The organism is Pseudomonas putida (genome assembly GCF_001976065.1).
Classification (GTDB): domain Bacteria; phylum Pseudomonadota; class Gammaproteobacteria; order Pseudomonadales; family Pseudomonadaceae; genus Aquipseudomonas; species Aquipseudomonas serbica.
In genome coordinates this window covers 1-21,729 of the sequence record NZ_MNAH01000008.1, presented here as the reverse complement: position 1 = coordinate 21,729, position 21,729 = coordinate 1, and the positions used below count along the sequence as shown (strand labels likewise).

Annotated in this window: 19 protein-coding genes and 2 rRNA genes; 7 read left to right on the top strand and 14 right to left on the bottom strand. The window is 59.0% G+C overall.

Annotated features, from left to right (window positions below; all coding sequences use genetic code 11):
- The first annotated feature begins 67 nt into the window (after window positions 1-67).
- Both BKX96_RS23775 and BKX96_RS23770 read left to right on the top strand, forming a co-directional pair.
- Window positions 68-859: a dienelactone hydrolase family protein gene (locus BKX96_RS23775; RefSeq protein ID WP_046817745.1), complete on the top strand. Its 792-nt coding sequence runs from the start codon at window positions 68-70 to the stop codon at window positions 857-859.
- Window positions 860-959: 100 nt separating this feature from the next.
- Window positions 960-1,685, top strand: coding sequence for a 4'-phosphopantetheinyl transferase family protein (locus BKX96_RS23770; protein ID WP_201343614.1), 726 nt, complete (start codon window positions 960-962; stop codon window positions 1,683-1,685).
- A gap of 97 nt (window positions 1,686-1,782) precedes the next feature.
- Here the strand turns inward: BKX96_RS23770 and BKX96_RS23765 are convergent, their stop codons facing one another.
- The gene (locus BKX96_RS23765; protein WP_046817747.1) at window positions 1,783-3,393 is read right to left on the bottom strand and encodes an ATP-binding protein; all 1,611 of its coding nucleotides are present in this window, start codon (window positions 3,391-3,393) and stop codon (window positions 1,783-1,785) included.
- Window positions 3,390-4,112, bottom strand: coding sequence for a winged helix-turn-helix domain-containing protein (locus tag BKX96_RS23760; RefSeq protein WP_046817748.1), 723 nt, complete (start codon window positions 4,110-4,112; stop codon window positions 3,390-3,392). The genes BKX96_RS23765 and BKX96_RS23760 overlap by 4 nt, the downstream gene beginning before the upstream one ends.
- Before the next feature lie 730 nt (window positions 4,113-4,842).
- On the opposite strand from BKX96_RS23760, the gene BKX96_RS23755 reads away from it, so the two are divergent.
- Entirely contained in the window at window positions 4,843-7,737 is a 2,895-nt protein-coding gene (locus BKX96_RS23755; RefSeq protein WP_077185607.1) for a ribonucleoside-diphosphate reductase subunit alpha, read from the top strand.
- A 119-nt stretch (window positions 7,738-7,856) separates the two neighbouring features.
- Here BKX96_RS23755 and flgE read toward each other — a convergent pair whose 3' ends face one another.
- From flgE to BKX96_RS23725, 6 genes are all read right to left on the bottom strand, one after another.
- Entirely contained in the window at window positions 7,857-9,206 is a 1,350-nt protein-coding gene (gene flgE, locus BKX96_RS23750) for a flagellar hook protein FlgE (protein ID WP_046817750.1), read from the bottom strand.
- A gap of 31 nt (window positions 9,207-9,237) precedes the next feature.
- Entirely contained in the window at window positions 9,238-9,960 is a 723-nt protein-coding gene (gene flgD / locus BKX96_RS23745) for a flagellar hook assembly protein FlgD (RefSeq protein ID WP_046817751.1), read from the bottom strand.
- Between the two features lie 15 nt (window positions 9,961-9,975).
- Window positions 9,976-10,419, bottom strand: coding sequence for a flagellar basal body rod protein FlgC (gene flgC, locus BKX96_RS23740; RefSeq protein WP_042607186.1), 444 nt, complete (start codon window positions 10,417-10,419; stop codon window positions 9,976-9,978).
- A 3-nt stretch (window positions 10,420-10,422) separates the two neighbouring features.
- Window positions 10,423-10,830, bottom strand: coding sequence for a flagellar basal body rod protein FlgB (gene flgB / locus BKX96_RS23735; RefSeq protein WP_020800602.1), 408 nt, complete (start codon window positions 10,828-10,830; stop codon window positions 10,423-10,425).
- A 362-nt stretch (window positions 10,831-11,192) separates the two neighbouring features.
- On the bottom strand, window positions 11,193-12,020 hold the full coding sequence (gene cheR / locus BKX96_RS23730) for a protein-glutamate O-methyltransferase CheR (protein ID WP_046817752.1): 828 nt from the start codon (window positions 12,018-12,020) through the stop codon (window positions 11,193-11,195).
- A gap of 46 nt (window positions 12,021-12,066) precedes the next feature.
- Window positions 12,067-12,999 (bottom strand): chemotaxis protein CheV, encoded by a 933-nt coding sequence (locus BKX96_RS23725; protein ID WP_046817753.1) that lies wholly within the window; start codon window positions 12,997-12,999, stop codon window positions 12,067-12,069.
- An 82-nt stretch (window positions 13,000-13,081) separates the two neighbouring features.
- Here BKX96_RS23725 and flgA point away from each other — a divergent pair, with 82 nt between their 5' ends.
- The 4 genes from flgA to BKX96_RS23705 all read left to right on the top strand — a co-directional run bounded on the left by flgA (window position 13,082) and on the right by BKX96_RS23705 (window position 15,689).
- Window positions 13,082-13,843 carry a flagellar basal body P-ring formation chaperone FlgA gene (gene flgA / locus BKX96_RS23720; protein WP_082240502.1) on the top strand — a complete coding sequence of 254 codons (762 nt, stop codon included), beginning with the start codon at window positions 13,082-13,084 and terminating at the stop codon, window positions 13,841-13,843.
- A 167-nt stretch (window positions 13,844-14,010) separates the two neighbouring features.
- Window positions 14,011-14,337, top strand: a complete 327-nt coding sequence (gene flgM / locus BKX96_RS23715) for a flagellar biosynthesis anti-sigma factor FlgM (protein WP_077185606.1) — start codon at window positions 14,011-14,013, stop codon at window positions 14,335-14,337.
- 46 nt (window positions 14,338-14,383) lie between these two features.
- Window positions 14,384-14,851 carry a flagella synthesis protein FlgN gene (locus tag BKX96_RS23710; protein ID WP_046817756.1) on the top strand — a complete coding sequence of 156 codons (468 nt, stop codon included), beginning with the start codon at window positions 14,384-14,386 and terminating at the stop codon, window positions 14,849-14,851.
- Between the two features lie 91 nt (window positions 14,852-14,942).
- Entirely contained in the window at window positions 14,943-15,689 is a 747-nt protein-coding gene (locus BKX96_RS23705) for a flagellar brake protein (RefSeq protein ID WP_046817757.1), read from the top strand.
- Between the two features lie 67 nt (window positions 15,690-15,756).
- Here BKX96_RS23705 and BKX96_RS23700 read toward each other — a convergent pair whose 3' ends face one another.
- The 6 genes from BKX96_RS23700 to BKX96_RS23675 all read right to left on the bottom strand — a co-directional run.
- Window positions 15,757-17,127, bottom strand: coding sequence for an MFS transporter (locus BKX96_RS23700; protein WP_077185605.1), 1,371 nt, complete (start codon window positions 17,125-17,127; stop codon window positions 15,757-15,759).
- A 61-nt stretch (window positions 17,128-17,188) separates the two neighbouring features.
- Window positions 17,189-18,430 carry a glutamine synthetase family protein gene (locus BKX96_RS23695; protein ID WP_179092178.1) on the bottom strand — a complete coding sequence of 414 codons (1,242 nt, stop codon included), beginning with the start codon at window positions 18,428-18,430 and terminating at the stop codon, window positions 17,189-17,191.
- A 208-nt stretch (window positions 18,431-18,638) separates the two neighbouring features.
- On the bottom strand, window positions 18,639-19,331 hold the full coding sequence (locus tag BKX96_RS23690; protein WP_046817760.1) for a sensor histidine kinase: 693 nt from the start codon (window positions 19,329-19,331) through the stop codon (window positions 18,639-18,641).
- Entirely contained in the window at window positions 19,328-20,932 is a 1,605-nt protein-coding gene (locus BKX96_RS23685; RefSeq protein ID WP_046817761.1) for a tetratricopeptide repeat-containing response regulator, read from the bottom strand. Before BKX96_RS23685 ends, BKX96_RS23690 begins: the two co-directional genes overlap by 4 nt.
- A 328-nt stretch (window positions 20,933-21,260) precedes the next feature.
- Window positions 21,261-21,376 (bottom strand): 5S ribosomal RNA (rrf, locus tag BKX96_RS23680).
- 156 nt (window positions 21,377-21,532) lie between these two features.
- Window positions 21,533-21,729: ribosomal RNA gene (locus BKX96_RS23675) — 23S ribosomal RNA — on the bottom strand; the annotation flags it as partial.

Below are 21,729 nucleotides of genomic sequence, written 5' to 3'. Positions count from 1 at the left end.
CGCACTTAACCTGAGCTGAACCATATCCACTGAGCTGTTTGATGATTTTCTTGTAGGAGATCCGACCATGCGCATGCTCTTCGCCCTCTTCTTGCTCGCCGCCAGCGGGCTGGCCCAGGCCACCATCAAGACTCAGGAAATCCCTTATCAAAGTAGCGACGGCACCCGGATGATTGGCTATTACGCTTACGATGACGCGATAAAAGGCCCGCGCCCTGGCGTCGTGGTGGTGCATGAGTTCTGGGGCTTGAACGACTACGCCAAGCGGCGCGCCCGCGACCTCGCCGGCCTGGGTTACAGCGCTCTGGCCATCGATATGTATGGCGATGGCAAGAACACCGAGCACCCCAAGGATGCGATGGCCTTCATGCAAGCCGTGCTCAAGGACAACGCGATCGCCAGCGCGCGCTTCCAGGCGGGACTCGACTTGCTCAAACAACAGGCGCAAACCGATCCGCACAAGCTGGCCGCCATCGGCTACTGCTTCGGCGGTGGCGTGGTGCTCAACGCGGCACGTCAGGGTGTGCCCCTGGCCGGGGTCGTGAGTTTCCATGGCGCGCTGGTCACCAATACCCCAGCGACTCCGGGTAGCGTCAAGGCGAAAATCCTCGTTGAACACGGCGCCCAGGACAGTCTGGTAACCCCGGAAAACGTCGCTGCCTTCAAGGCCGAGATGGACAAGGCCGGCGCCGACTACCGGTTCGTCAGCCTCGACGGCGCCAAGCACGGTTTCAGCAATCCCGACGCCGATCGCTTGAGCCATGGCGATCACGGTGGGCCGGATATCGGCTACGACAAGGCTGCGGACGAACGCTCGTGGGCGGATATGCAGGCGTTCTTCAAAAAGATCTTTGGCTAAACGATCGACCGCCGCACGGCTATCGCGGGCGAGACACATCGCCCGCGATGCCTGGCATCAGGACTACCCAGCATCAAGGCAACCCGGCAAAATGCCCGACATGAATCCCGTCCCCGCCCTGCCCGTCTGCTGCACGCCCCTCGATGCCCATTGGCCACTGCCGGTGGTGCTGCCTGATGCGGTGCTGTTGAGTACCCACTTCGATACATCGCGACTGCTCAGCGATGATTTCCAGCGCAGCGCCATTGAGGCACCCGCGAGCATCCAGCGCTCGGTCGCCAAGCGCCAGGCAGAATTTCTCGCCGGGCGGATCTGCGCCCGCGCCGCATTGCAACAATTGGAAGGCCTGAACTTCAGCCCGGCCATCGGCGATGACCGGGCGCCTGTCTGGCCTGCGCACATCACTGGCTCCATCACCCACAGCACCGGTCGGGCCGCGGCGATCGTCGCGAAGAAAACCCATTGGCGCGGGCTGGGAATGGACATGGAAAACCTGCTCAATGTCGAGCGCGCCGAACGCCTGGCTGGGGAAATCCTTACCCCGCCGGAACTGCAGCGCATGGCCGCCGGGCGTCGCGATCAGCTGGCGTTGCTGGTCACCCTGACTTTTTCAGTGAAAGAAAGCCTGTTCAAGGCGCTCTACCCGATCGTGCGCCAACGTTTCTACTTTGAACACGCCGAGGTGCTGGAGTGGACCGATTCAGGTGAGGTGCGGTTGCGGCTATTGACTGACCTGTCGGGTGAATGGCGTAACGGCACCGAGCTGGATGCGCAGTTCGGGGTCAAGGATGGGCAGTTGTTGAGTCTGGTCAGTATAAAGGCCTGACGTTTATTGCTGTCTGTCAGGACCTCATCGCTGCGATGCGGCGACCCGACAAGCCAGCGCCTACAAGGGATTTGTGACGTTGCGGGTGACCGGGAGCTCAGCGCTTTTCCTGGTTTCTCGGCCAGCTCAAGCTGAAACACGCGCCGCCCAGGCTCTTGCTCTTGCCGATCAACGCCCGGCCGTCGTGCCAATGGATGATCCGCCGCACGATCGACAATCCCAAGCCATGGCCGCCCGAGGCTCGGGTCCGGCTGTCGTCGAGGCGCAGGAACGGCGTGAAAATTTTCTCCCAGGCCATTTCCGGCACCCCCGGCCCGTCATCTTCGACATCCACCCGACAACGCTGCTGCCCCACCTGATAACTGATGGTGACCCGCGATTGTGCGTGGCGCATGGCATTGCTCACCAGATTCTGCAGCGCCCGATGCAGGTAGCGCGGCTCGGCCTCGACCCAGGCGTCGTCGCAGTCGGCGGCCGACAGGCACAATCCTCGCTGCACCGTGACGTCGGCGCGCAAGGGCGCCAGCTCTTCGATCACTTGATTGACCAAGGCATCCAGATCGATACGCTGAAAGTTCAGGGCGGGCGAGCCTTGTTCCAGTCGCGCGTAAGTCAGCATCTCGTCGACCAGACGGTCGAGGTCCTCGATATCGTGGTCCATGCCTTCGCAGTATTTTTCCAGGTCTTGCGGGGTCTTGGCCGAGCCGATCATTTCCAGGCCAAACCGCAGACGTGCCACCGGCGTACGCAATTCGTGGGACACGGCACGTACCAGCTCGCGCTGAATGGCCAGCAACTGTTGCAGGTGCTCGGCCATGCCGTTGAACGCCGACGCCAGTCGCCCCACCGAGTCCGCACCACGCGCCGGCACACGGGTTTCCAGGCTGCCCTTGGCGATCCGCGTGGCTGCCGCTTCCAGCCCGCGCAAGCGGCGTTCCAGTTGCCGCACCAGCAGATACACGATCAAGCCGATCAGGCTCAGCCCCAGGGCGGCAATCAGCACCAGCCATTCAGGCGGATAAGGATTCATCTGGTACAGCGGGCCGATTTCCAGCACCCACGGCGTGCCGACCATGCCGGCGAACACCCGGATCGAATCGCCCTCCTTGCCCAGCGCCATCACGGTGTCGCCCTCTGACACTCGACGGCTCTGGTCTTCGTCCATGTCGGCGTCCTGGACCGTGACGAGGCGCAAATCGAATCCAAACCCCTTGTCCTGCTTCAATTGCGCCAGGCGCACCGGTTGCTCGCCCACGGGGTAGCGCACCAGTTCGTCCGCCAACAGATAGATAGTCGCCCGGGCGAGTTGTTCGCTGATCTGCTGGACCTCACCCGTGAGAACAAGCTGCTCTTTGTCGCTGACCAGTCGATAAACCCTGGCCGCATGCGGGCCGGTCTGCTCCACCAGGGCCTGGCCGCGCAATACGCGGGTGCGCTGGGTCAGGTCGAGGTCGGTCTGGGCAAAGGTTTTCAGCGCCAGCGGAATCCCCAGCAGCCGCTCCCACACCAACAGGGCCCGGCGGCGCTCGGTCGGGTTCATCGGTTGCAGGTTGTCGGCCATCAGCGAAAACGTGCCGTGGGCCAGTCGTTCGCGGTACTGCTCGCCGCGCACCTGATTGAGCAGGTGCAAGGCCAGCACACCGAGTACCGCCACCAGTATCAGCGCGGCACACATGCCGCCGTAGATACGCAGGAAGATCGAGTTCACAGGGTCGGGTCTACGCAGGCCTCGGGGACAAACAGGTAGCCTTTGCTGCGCACGGTCTTGATCAGTCGCGGGTGGTCCGGGTCATCGCCGATCTTGGGGCGGATGCGCGAGATGCGAACGTCGATGGAGCGGTCCTGGCCGTCATAGCCGATGCCGCGCAATGCGGTGAAGATCTCTTCCCGGGAGAGGATACGCCCGGCGTTGGCAACCAGCAGCCAGAGCAAGTCGAACTCGGCGCTGGTCAGTTCGATGCCGTTGTCATGCAGCCAGGCTTCGCGCAAGGCGTTGTCCACCACCAGCGGGCCGAACTGCAGGCGCCGTTGTTTTTCCGGGATGGCTTCCGGCGCGTCACTGCGTCGCAGCAAGGCCTGGATGCGCGCCAGCAGCAAGCGCGGGCGCACCGGCTTGCACACGTAGTCGTCGGCCCCCAGGTCCAGGCCGAGGATCTGGTCGGTGTCGTCGGTGCGCGCGGTGAGCATCAGGATCGGGCCGTCATAACGGTCGCGAACCTTGCGGCAAATGCTCAAGCCGTCTTCGCCCGGCAGCATCAGGTCGAGAATCACCAGGTCCGGTTGTTCCTTGATGATGCGGGCTGCGGCCAGGGCACCATTGCCTTCGATCGAGACACGCAGGCCATTGGCTTGCAGGTAATCGCGCGTCAGTTCGGCCAGACGCTGATCGTCCTCAACAATCAATACCTGCCAGGCTTCTTGCTCCACCGGTGACCTCTACTTGCCAGAAACGCTCATAAGGAAGGATCCGCCCGTCTTTTTGTAATGATAGGGGAGGATAAATTGCATACATGCTGGCCGATTGTATAAACGTCGCCCACGCAGAACACAAGCCGGTAAATGCGTTCGGAGAACAGCGTTTTTTGTGATAGGGTTCGCGCCCTTAAAATTCTGATCAGTCATTTTCTGCCGTTAAAAATCACTGAAAAAAGCTTCAATCCAGCTAGGTCGCGGCCTACACGCCGGTTCCCTCTTTCACACACAATTTACGCACAGTTTATCCACAGGCAGCACGTTGCATTCGCCCCCCAAAACGCATTATCTTGTAGCCCGCGCATTCAAAAATCCCTACATGTAGGGTTTTACGCTAAAAACCAAACACAAACCGGACAGCAATTTCAAGCGCTTTTCATACGTCTTTCCGGTTGAACCAAACGTATTTTTCGAAGACCAAACCGCGCGTGCGGATGGCTACTGTATTTCGACCCAAAGTGGGGGAAAACGGTACGGGTGTTGCAGTCATTACTGACACCTGAAAAGGAATGCGGTATCGAGCAAAAGCTCGCACCCAAACTTCGGCACGGACGGCCTCATCAGCCTTTTTCCTACTGTCCCGAAGTTGTTATGCCCGACACCCACGTCGGTTGTAGTGCTTCAGGACAGAACGGTGGGCACCGTGATGGTGCCCAAACAAACATAGAGAATGTGGAGACCCCCCATGCAAACCGACACAACTCGCGAGAACCCGCAGGGCACCTTGCCGCAGGCTGCTGATTCGAATTCGGATCTGTCCGCCACCGCGCCTGGTCAGCTGCGCGTGATCAAGCGTAACGGCACTGTCGTTCCTTATACCGATGACAAGATCACCGTCGCCATCACCAAAGCGTTTCTCGCAGTTGAGGGCGGCACTGCTGCCGCTTCGTCGCGCATCCACGACACCGTGGCGCGCCTGACCGAACAGGTCACTGCCACTTTCAAGCGTCGCATGCCATCGGGCGGCACCATCCACATCGAAGAAATCCAGGACCAGGTCGAACTGGCCCTGATGCGTGCCGGCGAGCAGAAAGTGGCCCGCGACTACGTGATCTACCGTGACGGTCGTTCGAAAGAACGCGCTGCCCACGCTCCGGCCGAGCAAGCGGTCGACGCTCACCCGTCGATCCGCATCACCCGCGCCGACGGCAGCCTCGCGCCGCTGGACATGGGCCGCCTGAACACCATCGTCACCGAAGCGTGCGAAGGCCTGGAAGAAGTCGACGGCGACCTGATCCAGCGCGAAACCCTGAAGAACCTGTACGACGGCGTGGCCCTGACCGACGTCAACACCGCCCTGGTGATGACCGCCCGTACCTTGGTCGAGCGTGAGCCGAACTACTCCTTCGTGACCGCCCGCCTGCTGATGGACACCCTGCGTGCCGAAGGCCTGGGCTTCCTTGGTGTCGCCGAGAGCGCGACCCACCACGAGATGGTCGACCTGTACGCCAAGGCCCTGCCTGCCTACATCGCCAAGGGTATCGAATTCGAATTGCTGAACCCGGTCCTGGCCGACTTCGACCTGGAAAAACTCGGCAAGGCGATCAACCACGAGCGTGACCAGCAGTTCACCTACCTGGGTCTGCAAACCCTGTACGACCGTTACTTCATCCACAAGGATGGTATTCGCTTCGAACTGCCACAAATTTTCTTCATGCGCGTGGCCATGGGCCTGGCGATCGAAGAAAAACAGAAAGAAGATCGTGCGATCGAGTTCTACAACCTGTTGTCGTCCTTCGACTACATGTCCTCGACCCCGACCCTGTTCAACGCCGGTACCCTGCGTCCACAGCTGTCGAGCTGCTACCTGACCACCGTGCCGGATGACCTGTCGGGCATCTACCACGCGATCCACGACAACGCCATGCTGTCGAAATTCGCTGGCGGCCTGGGCAACGACTGGACCCCGGTTCGTGCGCTGGGTTCGTACATCAAGGGCACCAACGGCAAGTCCCAGGGCGTCGTACCGTTCCTGAAAGTCGTGAACGACACTGCCGTTGCCGTTAACCAGGGTGGCAAGCGCAAAGGCGCCGTGTGTGCCTACCTGGAAACCTGGCACATGGACATCGAAGAGTTCATCGAGCTGCGCAAGAACACCGGTGACGACCGTCGTCGTACCCACGACATGAACACTGCCAACTGGATCCCTGACCTGTTCATGAAGCGTGTCTTCGATGACGGCAAGTGGACCCTGTTCTCGCCGTCCGAAGTACCGGACCTGCACGACCTGACCGGCAAGGCCTTCGAAGAGCGCTACGAGTACTACGAAGCCCTGACCGAGTACCCGGGCAAGGTCAAGCTGTTCAAGACCATCCAGGCCAAAGACCTGTGGCGCAAGATGCTGTCCATGCTGTTTGAAACCGGCCACCCATGGCTGACCTTCAAGGACCCGTGCAACCTGCGCAGCCCGCAGCAGCACGTCGGCGTGGTCCACAGCTCGAACCTGTGCACCGAGATCACCTTGAACACCAACAAGGACGAGATCGCCGTTTGCAACCTGGGCTCGATCAACCTGCCGAACCACATCGTCGGCGGCAAGCTCGACACCGCCAAGCTGCAACGCACCGTGAACACCGCCGTGCGCATGCTCGATAACGTGATCGACATCAACTACTACTCGGTGCCGCAAGCGAAGAACTCCAACTTCAAGCACCGTCCGGTCGGCTTGGGCATCATGGGCTTCCAGGACGCGCTGTACCTGCAGCACATCCCTTACGGTTCCGACGCTGCCGTCGAGTTCGCCGACAAGTCGATGGAAGCGGTCAGCTACTACGCGATCCAGGCCTCCTGCGACCTGGCAGACGAGCGTGGCGCCTACGAGACGTTCCAGGGCTCGCTGTGGTCCAAGGGCATCCTGCCGCTGGATTCGCAACAGATCCTGATCGAGCAGCGTGGCCAGAAGTACATCGATGTCGACCTGAAGGAATCCCTGGACTGGGCACCGGTTCGCGCCCGTGTACAGAAAGGTATCCGTAACTCGAACATCATGGCCATCGCACCGACCGCGACCATCGCCAACATCACTGGCGTTTCGCAGTCGATCGAACCGACCTACCAGAACCTGTATGTGAAATCGAACCTGTCGGGCGAATTCACCGTGATCAACCCGTACCTGGTTCGCGACCTCAAGGCTCGCGGCCTGTGGGACTCGGTCATGATCAACGACCTGAAGTACTACGACGGTTCGGTGCAGCAGATCGAGCGCATCCCGCAAGAACTCAAGGAGCTCTATGCGACCGCGTTCGAAGTGGACACCAAGTGGATCGTCGACGCGGCCAGCCGTCGTCAGAAGTGGATCGACCAGGCCCAGTCGCTGAACCTGTACATCGCCGGCGCTTCGGGCAAGAAGCTGGACGTGACCTACCGCATGGCCTGGTACCGTGGTCTGAAAACCACTTACTACCTCCGTGCCCTGGCTGCGACCAGCACCGAGAAGTCGACCATCAACACCGGTAAGCTGAACGCTGTTTCCAGCGGCGGCAACCACGGTGACGATTCGGTCCTGGCCGCTCCGGCAGGTCCTGCTCCAGTGCCGAAGGCTTGCGCCATCGACGAGCCGGATTGCGAAGCTTGCCAATAAGCTGAGCCGCTAACAGCAAACCCCCGACAGGCCCCTGGCTTGTCGGGGGTTTTCTTTTGATCTAAAAAAAAGCCCCTCTGGCGAGGGGCTCCTTGTACAGCGCTTTCAACCAGCCCGCATCAGGCCATCTGAATGATGGTCTGCATGATGGTGCTCTGGGTAGAGATGGTCTTGGCGTTCGCCTGGTAGTTGCTCTGCGCCTTGATCAGGTCAACCAGTTCATTGGTCACGTTGACGTTGGACTCTTCCAGGGAGTTGGAACGGATCGTCCCCAGAGAGCCGGTTTCCGGCGCGTCGTAACCCGGGATGCCCGAGGCGTAGGTTTCTTTCCAGCTGGTACCGCCGACAGGCTGCAGACCTTGTTCGTTGGTAAAGCTGGCCAATGCCAGCTGGCCAATAGGCTTGGTCTGGTAGTTGCTGAAGTTGGCCAACAGCACACCGCTGCCGTCGATGGTCAGGTTGGTGATCTGACCTGTGGCGTAACCGTTCTGCGCGGGAATGGAGCGTGCGGTGTCGGCGTTGAACTGAGTCGTGTTGCCCATGGCAATGGTCAGGCCGTCCGGATCTGCGGCTGCACCATTGGATGTCCAGACACCATCCTTGACTGTACCCGGGGTCCAGTTGGTAATTTTCAGCTCATTACCGATCACTGGCGCAGGCGTTGGAACGGTCGGCGGCACTGTGGGTGGCACCGGCGTGCTGACCGATACCAACTTGCCCGATGTGTCGAAGGTCATGGTCGAAGCAATTGGCGGTGTTGCAACGTCCGTCGGATCGCTACCGTCCGGGTTGCGATCATCGATCAGGGTGTAGGTATCCCAGGTGTTCGGCCCGGTCTTGACCATGTACTGATCCATGGTGTGCTGGTTGCCTTGGGTGTCAAAAACCGGCGTGGTGAACTTCTTGGTGTAAGTTTCCGCCTTGCTCGGGTCGAACTTGTTGACCGCCACTGTCTGATCGATCACCGCAGCCGTGGAGTTCAGGTTGATCGTCGACGATACCGTGGTGGTGGATTTCGGCGCCAGGTTAGACGTGTCGATGCGCAGGTCGGTCAATACGCCATTGACGATCTTGCCATTGGCATCCACACCGTAGCCTTGCAGCCGCGCAGTACCGTCGCTGTTGGTAACGTAGCCTTCCTTGTCGACCTTGAACGTACCGGCACGGGTGTAGGACAGCGAGCCGCTGTTGTTCAATACGAAGAAGCCCGAGCCATTGATGCCCATGTCCAGCACGTTACCGGTGGCGCTGATATCGCCCTGGGTAAATTGTTGCGAAACGTTAGCCAGGCGCACGCCGCTACCCGTAACCTTGCTGCCCGTGCCCAGCTTGGACGCCGAGTACACGTCTTCGAATTCTGCGCGGGACGATTTGAAGCCGGTGGTCGCAACGTTGGCGATGTTGTTGCCGGTGACGTCCAGTTGCTTGTTGGCGGCATAGAGACCGCTAAGGCCGATGTTAAAAGACATGATCCACTCCTTTGTGCCGCGTTAGCCGGCTCTATATACCAATGGTTTGCACTTTGGACAGGGCGACACTGCCGAGCCCGGCCAGATTGAGCATCAACTCACCGCCGGTCTGGCTGATGGTCACGCTGTTGACCGTTGCCGGCAGGTTGGTGACCAGTGCCACGCCCTTGTCATCGATGGTGGTGTTCGCCGCGAAGGTATACGTCCCCGATTCGACGACCGTACCGGCATCGTCCTTGCCATCCCAGGTAAAGCTGCTGGTGCCGGCTGGCTGATCATCCAGCTTGATGGTGCGGACAGTCTTGCCATCCTTGTCGGTGATTTTCACCGCCACTTCAGCCACCGACTGCGGTATCACAACCGAACCGGTCATACCCTTCGTGGTATCGACCACGGACTTGTCGCCCGGCGCAATGACTGAGCGCCCGACCAGTGACGAAGCCTGCAACGCCTGAGACGAGTTGTAGTTGCCGGCGATGCCGGACACGGTATCGTTGAGCGTGGTGATGCCTTCCAGGCTGCTGAACTGCGCCAGCTGCGCCACGAACTCGCCGTTGCCCTGAGGCTCCAGCGGGTTCTGGTTTTTCAGTTGGGTGACCAGCAACTGCAGGAACGCGTCCTTGCCCAAGGCCTTTTTGCCCGTGGCACTACCCGCCGCCGATGCCAGGCTATCGGCATTGGTATTGGTCTTGATCGACGAGTTCGCCAGGATGTCGTTGAGGCTCAAGCCACTGGTGGTATCGGTAACACTCATCTGAGTCGCCCCTTATCACTGACCGAGGGTCAGGACCTTCTGCATCATGGTCTTGGCGGTATTCATCATTTCGGCGTTGGTCTGGAATGAACGGCTCGCAGAAATCATGTCCGCCATTTCTTCCACCACGTTGACGTTCGGGTAGTACACATAGCCCTTGGCGTCGGCAGCCGGATGGTTCGGCTCGTAGCGTGCCTCAAGGTTGCTTTGGTCCTCGACCACGCCCAGCACCTGTACGCCTTGACCGGCCGCGTCCTGATTCTGGAACAGCGAATCGCTGCCACCGGCCTGGCCTCCCTGGAACATGGTGGCGAACACCGGATGACGTGCACGGTAAGTCTGGTCGATGCTCGACGAGACAGTCTCGGCGTTGGCGATGTTCGAGGCCACGGTGTTCAAGCGCGTGGTCTGGGCACTCATGCCGCTACCGGCAATGTTGAAAACACTGGACAGGGACATGAATTACTCTCCGCGCAGGGCTGACACCAGCCCTTTGAATTTGCTGTTGAGCAGGGTGAAGCTAGCCTGGAAATTGACCGAGTTTTCCGCGTAGTTCGACTGTTCCAACTGAGCGTCCACGGTGTTCTGGTCGATCGACGGTTGCATCGGCGTGCGGTACATCAGCGACTCGTCGCCATTGCCCAGGCCCTGGGCTTCGATATGACGGCTGTTGGTCATGTTCAAGGCGAAGGTGCCGTTCTTGGCTTTGTCGTTCTGCGCCTCGAGCACTTTCGAGAACTCCAGGTCCCGCGCCTTGTAGTTCGGGGTGTCGGCGTTGGCAATGTTGTTGGCCAGGACTTCGGCACGCTGGGCGCGGAAGCCCAGTGCCTTTTCGTGAATACCGAGCGCTTTATCGAAGCTGATGCTCATGTCGGGAAACCTTCGGGTGCCTGATTTTTCGTAGGATGGACATAGCAAGCGTCATGCCAATTAAGAAAACCCCGTAAACCGGGGCTTTGCGGGCACCGGCCCCTGCGGCAACGACAGAAAAGCGGCAACCGGTTTCCGCTGGCTGCCGCTTTTCTGCCGCTTGGCACGGTCGAAAGGACACTGCCGCCCCTGTAGGAGCTGGCTTGCTAGCGAAAGCGGTGTGTCAGCAATTTAGATGTCGGCTGACACCACGTCTTCGCGGGCAAGCCAGCTCCCACAAGGGGCAAGCGCTACCGGCAGAAATCATCAGGCATAAAAAACGGGAGCCCCTTAGGACTCCCGTTTTCCATACACCAATAAAATCATTTCGCCTGGTAAATAATCCCCGGGCTGCACTGGACCATCTGGTAATGATCCGGCAATCCGTTCAACGCTTCGGAAGCACCGAGAAACAGATAACCGCCCGGCTTCAAAGTGCTGTGAATGCGCAACAGGATGTCCTTCTTCACCTCGGCGGAGAAGTAGATCAGCACGTTGCGACAGAACACGATGTCGAACTTGCCAAGGCTCGCGTAGCTGTCCAGCAGGTTGAAGGAGCGAAACTCTACGCGGCTCTTGATCGGCGCCTTGATAGCCCAGCGTCCCGGCCCCTTGGGATCGAAATAACGCTGCAGCCGCTCCGGTGACAGGCCGCGACCGATGGCCAGGCTGTCGTACTCGCCTGTCTTGCAATTGTTCAGCATGGTGCCCGACAGGTCGGTGGCCACAATCTGCACGCCCATTCTCAACTGCCCGGGATTGAACCGCTCGAACTCATCGATGGACATCGACAGCGAATACGGTTCCTGACCCGACGAGCATGCCGCCGACCAGATCCGCAGACGCTGGCCGGGACTGGCCTTGATCGCTTCGGGCAGCACCTTGTTCTTCAAGACTTCAAACGGATAGGTATCACGAAACCACAGTGTTTCGTTGGTCGTCATCGCATCCACGACCATCTCGCGCAACCCGCTGCGCGGTTGGGTCTGAATGCGCTGGACCAGCTCACCCAGGGACTTGATGCCCTGCTGCTCCATCAGTTTGTTGAGACGGCTGGAGACCAGGTACTGCTTGTTTTCACCGAGCAAAATGCCACAGGCTTTTTCCAGGAACACCCGGAACTGTTCGAAATCCAAATTACCCGTAGACAATGCTGCCGCCTCTAAAATCGTGTTGACTGCCGGGGGCCGAACGCCCCTAGCTGATGTCTGCTGCCTTGATCCGGTCGACTACCCGGGATGCCAGGTCATCAGGGCGGAATTTGGCCAGGAAGTCATCGGCACCGACTTTCCTGACCATCGCCTGATTGAACACACCTGACAACGAAGTATGCAGGATGATATGAAGCTTTTGCATGCGCGGGTCGTTGCGGATCTCAGCCGTCAGGGTATATCCGTCCATTTCCGGCATCTCGATGTCGGAAATCATCATCAGGAACTCCTCCTCCGGGCGCTTGCCCTCGTCGACCAGTTTGCGCAGGTAATCCAGCGCTTGCCGGCCGTCGTTCAACGCCACCACCTCGACACCGACCGTTTGCAGGCAACGGGTCACCTGCTTGCGCGCCACCGACGAGTCATCGACCGTCAGCACACGCAAGGAAAGCGCCTTGTGCTGGGTCTCGACATCGATCACACCGGCGGAAATCGCTTCCGGCGTCGGCGCCACTTCCGCCAGCACCTTCTCGACGTCGATGATCTCGACCAGTTGGTTATCAACCCGAGTCACCGCCGTCAGGTAGTGATCGCGCCCCGTGCCCTTGGGTGGCGGATGAATCTCCTCCCAGTTCATGTTGACGATGCGTTCCACCGAGCGCACCAGGAATCCCTGGGTCTTGGTGTTGTATTCCGTGATGATCACGAAGGGATTGCCCTTGTCCTTCAAGCCACCGGAACCGGTCGCCATCGCCAGGTCAAGGATCGGAATCGTTGCCCCCCGAATATTCGCCACGCCACACACGACAGGACTGGACTTGGGCATCAACGTCAGCTTGGGGCATTGCAACACCTCCCGCACCTTGAACACGTTGATCCCATACAGCTGCTGGCCGTCGAGACGGAACAACAGCAACTCAAGGCGATTCTGCCCCACCAGTTGCGTGCGCTGGTTTACCGAATCCATTACACCAGCCATGCCTGACTCCTACGCCAACGCTAAGTGTTGTTGCGACGCGCCTCCATCACTAAACGGCACGGCGCTTGCTTTTTATCTTGTCATGAACACAGAACCGACATTTTTCCGCCGTCTGACCACCCCATGCCGCCAATGGCTCGGGGTGCTGTCGGCCGTTTGCCTGTTCAACGCTGGCAGCCCTGCCCTTGCTGACGCGGTTACCTTGCCTGACATGCTTATCGGCGTCACCCAGGGCTTTCTTGAATTCACCGTAGAGGACTATCTGGCGACCAGTCAAACCTCAGGTCGCTACGAGATCCAGGTGAATCCACTCGATCCGCGCCTGCGCATGCCGATGTGCGACAAGGAATTGACAGCCACCCTGGAGAGTCCGGCCAAGCCTTTGGGCCGCGTAACGGTCAAGGTTCGCTGCGAGGGAACATCCCCCTGGACCGTCTTCGTGCCCGCTCAAGTACGCCTGTTTCGCGAGGTTGTCACCACCACCCGGCCCCTGCGTCGCGCCGGCATTGTCGAACCGCAAGACGTCATGCTGCGTGAGCGCGATATCAGCCTGCTCAACCAGGGTTACCTGACATCCGTGGACCAGGCCGTGGGCCAGCGACTTACCCGACCAATGGTCAATGATCAGGTCATCAGCCTGGTGCACATCGAACAGGCGGAAGTCATACGCAAGGGCGACCAGGTGGTGATTACCGCCCGCAGTGGTACGCTCAGCGTGCGAATGCCCGGCGAGGCATTGGCAGGGGGTGGCCTGAGCGAACAGATTCGAGTCAAGAACCTCAATTCCAAACGGGTCATCAAGGCTCAGATCATTGCGCCGGGCCAGGTGGAAGTGTCCATGTAGGGCTCAACGGGAGTGAAGAAGTGGCGCCGACCTCGGCGGTTCCCTAAACTGTGAGCCAGGCAAGGCAAGCGCTGGCGCGCGCACGCTCATTTGATAAATGAGCCTAAAGTTTTTCAGGGAATGGCCGAAAACATGGCAAGCGTCCAAATTCCCCAGAGGTTTTTACCATGGTCATCGATTTCAGCCGATTGAACAGCTCCCCGTCGCTCACGGGCAGTACACGTACCAGCGCCGCCAGGGAAACTGCCGAAACCGGCAAGCCTGCTGAGCCTGGTATCCCGGCCGAACAGGCCAGTACCGTCAAAAGCGGAGAGTCGGTACACCTGAGCAATGAGGCGCAACAGTTGCAGAAGATCACCGATACGCTGCGCGATCAGCCTGTCGTCGACAAGTCCCGAGTGGCCGAGTTGAAAGCAGCCATCGCCGATGGCAGCTATAAAGTCGACAGCAACCGTGTAGCCAGCAAACTGCTCAACTTCGAAGCCCAGCGCTAGGCCTCGGCCCGCGCTGGCTTTTGGACGCTTAAACCCAAGGCCAGCCATGCACGATACTAATTTACTGCAACTGATCACCGACGACCTTGCTCCAGCGCAACGTTTGCTGGAGTTACTGCGCACCGAATCCCTCGCCTTGCATGGCCGTGACATGCAGTTGCTGGAAGAGATTCTGGCGCAGAAGCAGGCAATGATCATCGAGCTCGAGCAGCATGGCCGTAAGCGCACCGAGATTCTCACCCGCCTGAACCTGCCAGCCAACCGCAGCGGGCTGGAGCAGCTGGCCAGTCAATCGAGCGTCGGCGATGCATTGCTGGCGCAAAGCGATGTGCTGACCGACCTTCTGGCCCAATGCCACGCCGCCAACGCCAAAAATGGACAATCGATCCTGGTACAGCAGGCCGCCACGGCCACCCAGCTGAGAATCCTTAACGGCGGTGAACAACCCGCGCTCTATGACGCCAGCGGATCATTCTCCAGGCTTGTGAAACCACGCCCGCTCAGTCAGGCTTGAGCCTGGCGATAAGCACACTCTATCAAGACGCGAAACATGCTGGCAAAATGCCGCTAGCCGTAGTCAAAATTTGTCTGGAGATTGATTAACCGTGTCCAATGCCTTAAACGCGGAAGATGCGCCGCAGCCACCCAAGGTGCTCAGCACCCCCCTGGAAATCTCCGGCAATTTGCGCCAGCTCCTAGACAGCCATGACCCGCTGATCATCACGTTCCACGAGCGCAGCCAGCGCTTCCAGAGTTATCTGGTGGACCTGGATCGTGAACGCAACATGATTGCCCTGGACGAAATGATTCCCCGCGATGGCGAACGTTTCCTGCTGGCCGGCGAACCCTATAAGGTCGAAGGTTTTCATGAAGGTGTGCGCATCGCGTGGGAAAGCAATGGCCAGCTGAGCATCGACGAATCCAATGGCAGCCGTTGCTACCGTGGCACCCTGCCCGATGAGGTCGTCTATCACCAGCGGCGCAATGCATTCCGTGCCGCCTTGAAACTGGCGCAACTGGTCAACGTTAATCTGGACGGTGAAAAGCTCAAGGCATCGATCAGTGGCAAGCTGCTGGACATTTCCGCCACCGGCTGCAAGTTGCGCTTCGAGGGCGACATCACTGGCAGCCTGCAGTTGGGTCAGGTCTACGACCGTTTCAACGCCGACTTGCCCTTCGGCAAAATGACGGCGCCGGTCGAACTGCGCTACCTGCACTTCGAAGAAAAGATCTCCACCACCTTCGCCGGCGTGCGCTTCCACAACATGAGCGGGCTGGTGCAGCGTCAGGTCGAGCGGTTCGTCTACCAGTTGCAACGCGAAGCGCGGCGCTTCGATAAAGACGACTTCTGAGACAACGTCTCCAGCAAAAAAACGGGCAGCTCCTTGTGGTGACTGCCCGTTTTTTTTACCTGAATTATTATGGCCTGGCTTCGGTAAAACTCTGCTCCCTGCCTGAATCCGGTTCCTGAGGCGGTTGATCCGTTTCCGGCTCAGACTCCGGTTGCGCACTCGGCTCGGGAGAAACCGGATTCTGCATCTGGTCCTGTACCACCTGCTCATCCACCCGCGGATCGAGGGCCGCCACCAGAGGCGAACTCGACATACTGTCCGGCATGGCGACGTGATGCAGCGGAGCGTCGTCCACCTGGTGCAGGTTGGTCACCGCTTTCGGACGAATTCGCCACACCAGCACCAACGCAAAGAAACTGAAGAATGCATAGAGCATCTGGCTGCCGAACAACTTCATCAACACACCCGCCACCAGCGGCCCGATGCTGGCACCCACGCCGTAGGTCACCAGCAACATTGCCGTCAACGATACCCGCCGATCGCCCTCGACATGGTCATTGGAGAAAGCCACTGCCAACGGATACAGGCAGAACTGGACCAACGAGCAAAGGAACCCGGCGACGAAAAGAACCTCCAGCGGCACCTGCTCCATGATCGCCAGGGGCAAGGCGGCCAACGCCAGGCTGAATGCAAAGCAGCGGATCAACAGCGCCCGGTCATAGCGATCGGATAACCATCCCAATGGCCACTGCACCAGCAGCCCGGCAAAAATGCAGCTACCCATGAACAGGCCGACCTGCTCCGTGGACAATCCTTGCTGAGAGGCGTACAGCGGCGCCAGGCCGTAGAAGGAACCGACAATCAACCCAGCCCCCAGGACGGTACTCAATGACTGCGGCACGCGTTTCAAAAAGAACCGCGGCTCCATGGGCGCGGGATGCAAAGGCGCCGGGTGAATCCGTCGGGTCAGGGCCACCGGCACCAGGCACAGCGTGAAACAGAGCGCCACCAGCATCAGCAGTTCCAGGCCCAGGCCCGGGTGCATGACCAGGATCAACTGGCCCAGCACCAACCCCAAGTAGGAGGCGATCATGTAGCCGCTGAACACCAGCCCGCGCTGCTTGGCTTCGGCCTGCTCGTTGAGCCAACTCTCGATGACCATGTACTGGCACATCATGCCAAGACCGACGATCACCCGCAGGAACAACCAGGCAGGCAACCAGTTCACCAGGCCATGGCCCAGTACCGCCGCGCCGACGATCCCGGCACAGGCCGAGTACGCTCGTATATGTCCGACCCGGGCAATCAACCGATGGCCGATCTTGCCACCCAGTACCAGGCCGAAATAGTTGGCCGCCATCAACGCACCGACCCACAGGCTGTCGACATGATCGGCAGCCAGGCGCAACGCCAGGTAAGTACTCAACAGGCCCGAGCCGATCAACATCATCAGCGAAGCGAAATAAAGCGCTCGAAAGGACTTCCAGATTTGGCGCAACGAGCGGCTCCTTGCAGTGAGTGACGGGCTATTCAAACGATAGCCCGGTGTCGACATTTCGTCAGGCCTGGGCAGCCAGGACGCGCCGCTCCCAGGGAGTGATTTCATCTTGGAAACTGGTCAATTCCATGGTCTTCGAAGCGATGTAGCCTTCGATGAACTCCTTGCCGAACAGTTCCATTGCCAACTGGTTACGTTTCAGACGCTCCAGTGCTGCATGCAAGGTACAGGGTAATGAAAGTTTATCCGGCACCTGGAATTCACCCTGGATCGGCTCATCGGGTTGCAGTTGGTGTTCGATGCCATACAACCCGGACGCCAGACTCGCCGCAATCGCCAGATACGGATTGGCGTCAGCCCCCGGCAGGCGGTTCTCGACCCGACGAGCGACCGGCGAACTGGCGGGAATGCGCAAGCCGGCCGACCGGTTGTCATGGGACCAGCAGGCATTATTCGGCGATGCAAAGGGATGGCACAAGCGCTGATACGAATTCACGTTCGGCGCAAACAGCGCGGTGAAATCCGCCATGGCCGCTTGCTGACCACCGATAAAATGACGGAACGTCGCGCTCGGCTGACCGGTTTCGTCGCTGAAGACATTCCGCCCCGTATCGATCTCGACGATGCTCTGGTGAATATGCATCGAACTGCCTGGCGTGTGCGCCAATGGCTTGGCCATGCAAACCACGATCAGGCCGTGCTTGAGTGCGACTTCCTTGAGCATATGCTTGAACAGCAATGTCTGGTCGGCCAGCAGCAAGGGATCGCCGTGCAGCAGGTTGATTTCGAACTGACTGACGCCCATCTCGTGCATGAAGGTGTCGCGAGGCAGGCCTAGCGCCGCCATGCATTCATAGACCTCGCGGAAGAACGGCCGCAGACCATTGTTGGAACTGACACTGAATGCCGAATGCCCCTCCTCGCGACGACCGTCCAGGCCCATCGGGGGCTGGAAGGGCTGGGTCGAATCGGTATTGGGAGCGAAGACAAAAAACTCAAGCTCGGTGGCCACCACCGGTGCCAGGCCAATGGCTGCGTAACGCGCGATGACTGCCTTGAGCTGGCCTCGGGTCGACAGATTGGAGCTTTCGCCCGTCAACTCGTGCGCATCACAGATGGCCAATGCCCGAGGGTGATTGCTCCAGGGCAGGCGGTGGATCTGCGCAGGATCAGGCACCAGCGCGAGGTCGCCGTCATCGCAACCGTAAAAACGCGCCGGCGGATATCCGCCCATGATGCATTGCAGCATCACACCCCGTGCCAACTGCAGACGACGTCCTTCCAGGAAGCCCTCGGCCGTCATTACTTTGCCCCGTGGTACGCCATTCAAGTCCGGCGTGACGCATTCGATCTCATCAATGCCGGTCAATCGCTGCGCGAGTGAGCCCAGGCCATCGGTTGTCATGACGCAATCCTTGTTTATACAAGCCGCGAGCGGCAACTCGTACAAAATAGGCTCCGCGTGTTCGGAATATCAAGCACGATGCACAAAAATGTAGGAGGCACCTGGATCAAGGAAGATAGAGCCTGAAGACACCGCCGCCGAGAGGGCCGCCATTGCTGATTTCCGTACGTCCGCCTACGCCGTTACGTTGATGCAGCGCGGCAATCCGGTCGGCAAAGTACAGACCCAGGCCGGTGCTGCCAGTGCTGTGGTTGATACCCTGCACGTACTCCGCCTGGCGCTCGATCATCTGTGGGGGATAACCGTCACCATCGTCGTTGATGGTCAGGACCAGTTGCCCGGCTTCGTCGCTGGCGCTGATCAACACCGCCTGCCGGGCATGACGAATTGCGTTGTTGATGCTGTTGGCCAGTACCGAAGCGATCAGCTCGCGGTCGAAGAAACCCAGAGGACTCAGGGGATCGACTTCAAACGTGGCGGCAATACCGCGGCTGGCAAACACGTCCTGATGGCAAGCCAGTTGCGCTTCTATGAAGTCATCCAGTTCGTGGTAGGCCGGCTGCAGGGGCATCTGGTTAACCCCCAGTTTGTACAGGCCGAGCAACTGCACCAGCATGCCGTTGAGGTGTGCGAACTCGAACTCGATCACACCTTGCTCGGGGGTAAGGCGCGCTGACGCCGGCAAGCTCGCCAGGCACTGACTATGGGCTTGCATCAGCATGGCCAGCGAGTTCTTCATGTCGTGTACAGTGGAAGCAATTACCGTCGAGAAATCCAGTGCCTGTTGGTGGTCATTCATTCGCCAAATGCCTTGTTCTTGAGCTTTTTATAACGCGCAAAACGCGAGTCAGTGTCCGGCATCAAGCCGACCATTTTCAGGCAGGCCCGACATTCCACCATTTCCGCCGAAGGAACATTGGTGTCGGTGCCATGCAACAACGCTTGTGCAAGGTTCAGCGCGATGCTGATGTTCTTGGGCTGCAGTGCCAGGGCTTTGCGAAAGATTCCCCGGGCCTGCACCAGGTCACCGGTCTTGTACACGCGCACGCCCTGGCGATTGAGATCGGCCGCCACGTTACCGGAGTTGAGGATGTTCGGATCGTCAGTCAACTTGGCGATGCCCTTCATCACGGCGGGATCGTCGCCGTAGATTTCCGCACAGTTTTTCAACATCGAAGCGCCCGCATTGGCCTGACCCAGCATCTGCAATTGCTTGGCGACCAACAGCGCCGCTTCGGCGCTCATGAACTGCTCCATGCCATCTAGCCGCAAGATCGCTTGCTCGGTCAGTTTTTCCGCGGTTTCGGCATCGTTGATCAACAGGCTGGTCGCCTTCATCAATCGCGCCCTGATTTGCAGACCGGGATCAGAGGGGTTGTCCTTGGCCACCGCACTCAGGGTCGTGTTGATTTCAAGACGAGTGCGGGTATCCAGGCCTTTTTCACTGCCCTTGCTGATCAAGGCGTGAGCCAGTCCGAGGTTGCTTTCCGCATCCTTGAAACGTGACTGGGCACCCTGGGCAACCGCCTGGCGGTAAGCTTTGGATGCGGTGTCAAAATCTTCATTGACCATGGCCAGTTTGCCCAGCTGTGCTTGTCTGCGCACAGCCAGTGGCGACAAGCGAATCGCCTCTTCCAGGACGCGTTGGGCGGCCCTGGTATCCCCTTCTGCAACCAGCACCTGCGCCATGCCATCGTAGAGCGCCGGCATCATCGGGAACACCTTCAGCGCTTTTTCGTAGAGGGCTTTTGCCTGGTTGACCTGGCCCCGCTTGAACAGCAACTTGCCCAACCCGGCAAACGCCCACGGCAAGGGTCGGTCAGCAATGATGCCGTCGTAAAGACGCTCCAGGACCTCATTCTGATTGAGATCGCGCAGGGCGTCGGCGCGGTAGCGCAAGCACAATGGCGAATAGCGGATGTCCTGTTTGCACAAGGCGATGCAGGCATTGAGCACTTCAACCGGCTTGCCACGGTCGAGGGCCTGCAGTATCGGCTTGAGCAACGTCTTGCGCTGCACCAGTCGCTCCAGGCGTTGGGCCAGGCCGGAGCGGTTGAAGGGTTTGGTCAGGTAAGCATCAGGTTCGTGTTCCAGGGCGCTGAGCACCATGGCCTGGCTGGTTTCAGCAGTGACCATCACGAATACACTTTCATGACTGATCAGCTTGTCGATCATCAGGTCTTCAAGCACCTGCTGACCGTTCTTCTTGCCATCGCCCAGGTGAAAGTCCTGCAGGATGAAATCGTAGGATTTCTGCGAACACATCTTCAGTGCCTGTTCGCCAGTGTCGGCCGTGTCCACATCCTTGACTCCCAACTCCCGCAGCATGGACCTGACCGAACTGCGGAAATCCGAGAAATCATCGACGATCAGAAAACTCTTTTGGTGATACGACAGCATCGAAGATTTCCAGGCAATTTAAGAAGAAGAACCTAAAGGCGAACGCACGGACAAGATCAGCTTCACTGCCCTTTACGGCGCGCAGATGATAGCGGTTAGCCATCAGCCAGCAAGGGATTTCTCTTGAAACCGTGATGAGCATCGCTGCGACCCTATGGGTTATCGGCCAGCAGTAGCGTTCTCTTGAAGCGAGGGGAGTTGAATTGAGCGTTTTGGCTGCGAAAAAGTCTTGATGCACACGCAGCTGGCGAGGGTGTTGCGATGGTTTGCTGGGGCCACAAAGACAAAACCCCTACCTGCATACGCAGATAGGGGTTTTGGAATTTAATCTTGACGATGACCTACTCTCACATGGGGAAACCCCACACTACCATCGGCGATGCATCGTTTCACTTCTGAGTTCGGGATGGGATCAGGTGGTTCCAACGCTCTATGGTCGTCAAGAAATTCGGGTACTGAGTCGTGGCCGGTTGGCCTCGCTTCAGCAAATTGGGTATGTGATAGCTTGGTGTTTTGTGAGTATCTCGAACTTTCGGTTCGTTTCGTCTTCACACACCGCAATCTGGTCTCTCTCGAGTTCGCAAATTGCTTGGGTGTTATATGGTCAAGCCTCACGGGCAATTAGTATTGGTTAGCTCAACGCCTCACAGCGCTTACACACCCAACCTATCAACGTCGTAGTCTTCGACGGCCCTTCAGGGGACTCAAGGTCCCAGTGAGATCTCATCTTGAGGCTAGTTTCCCGCTTAGATGCTTTCAGCGGTTATCTATTCCGAACATAGCTACCCGGSAATGMC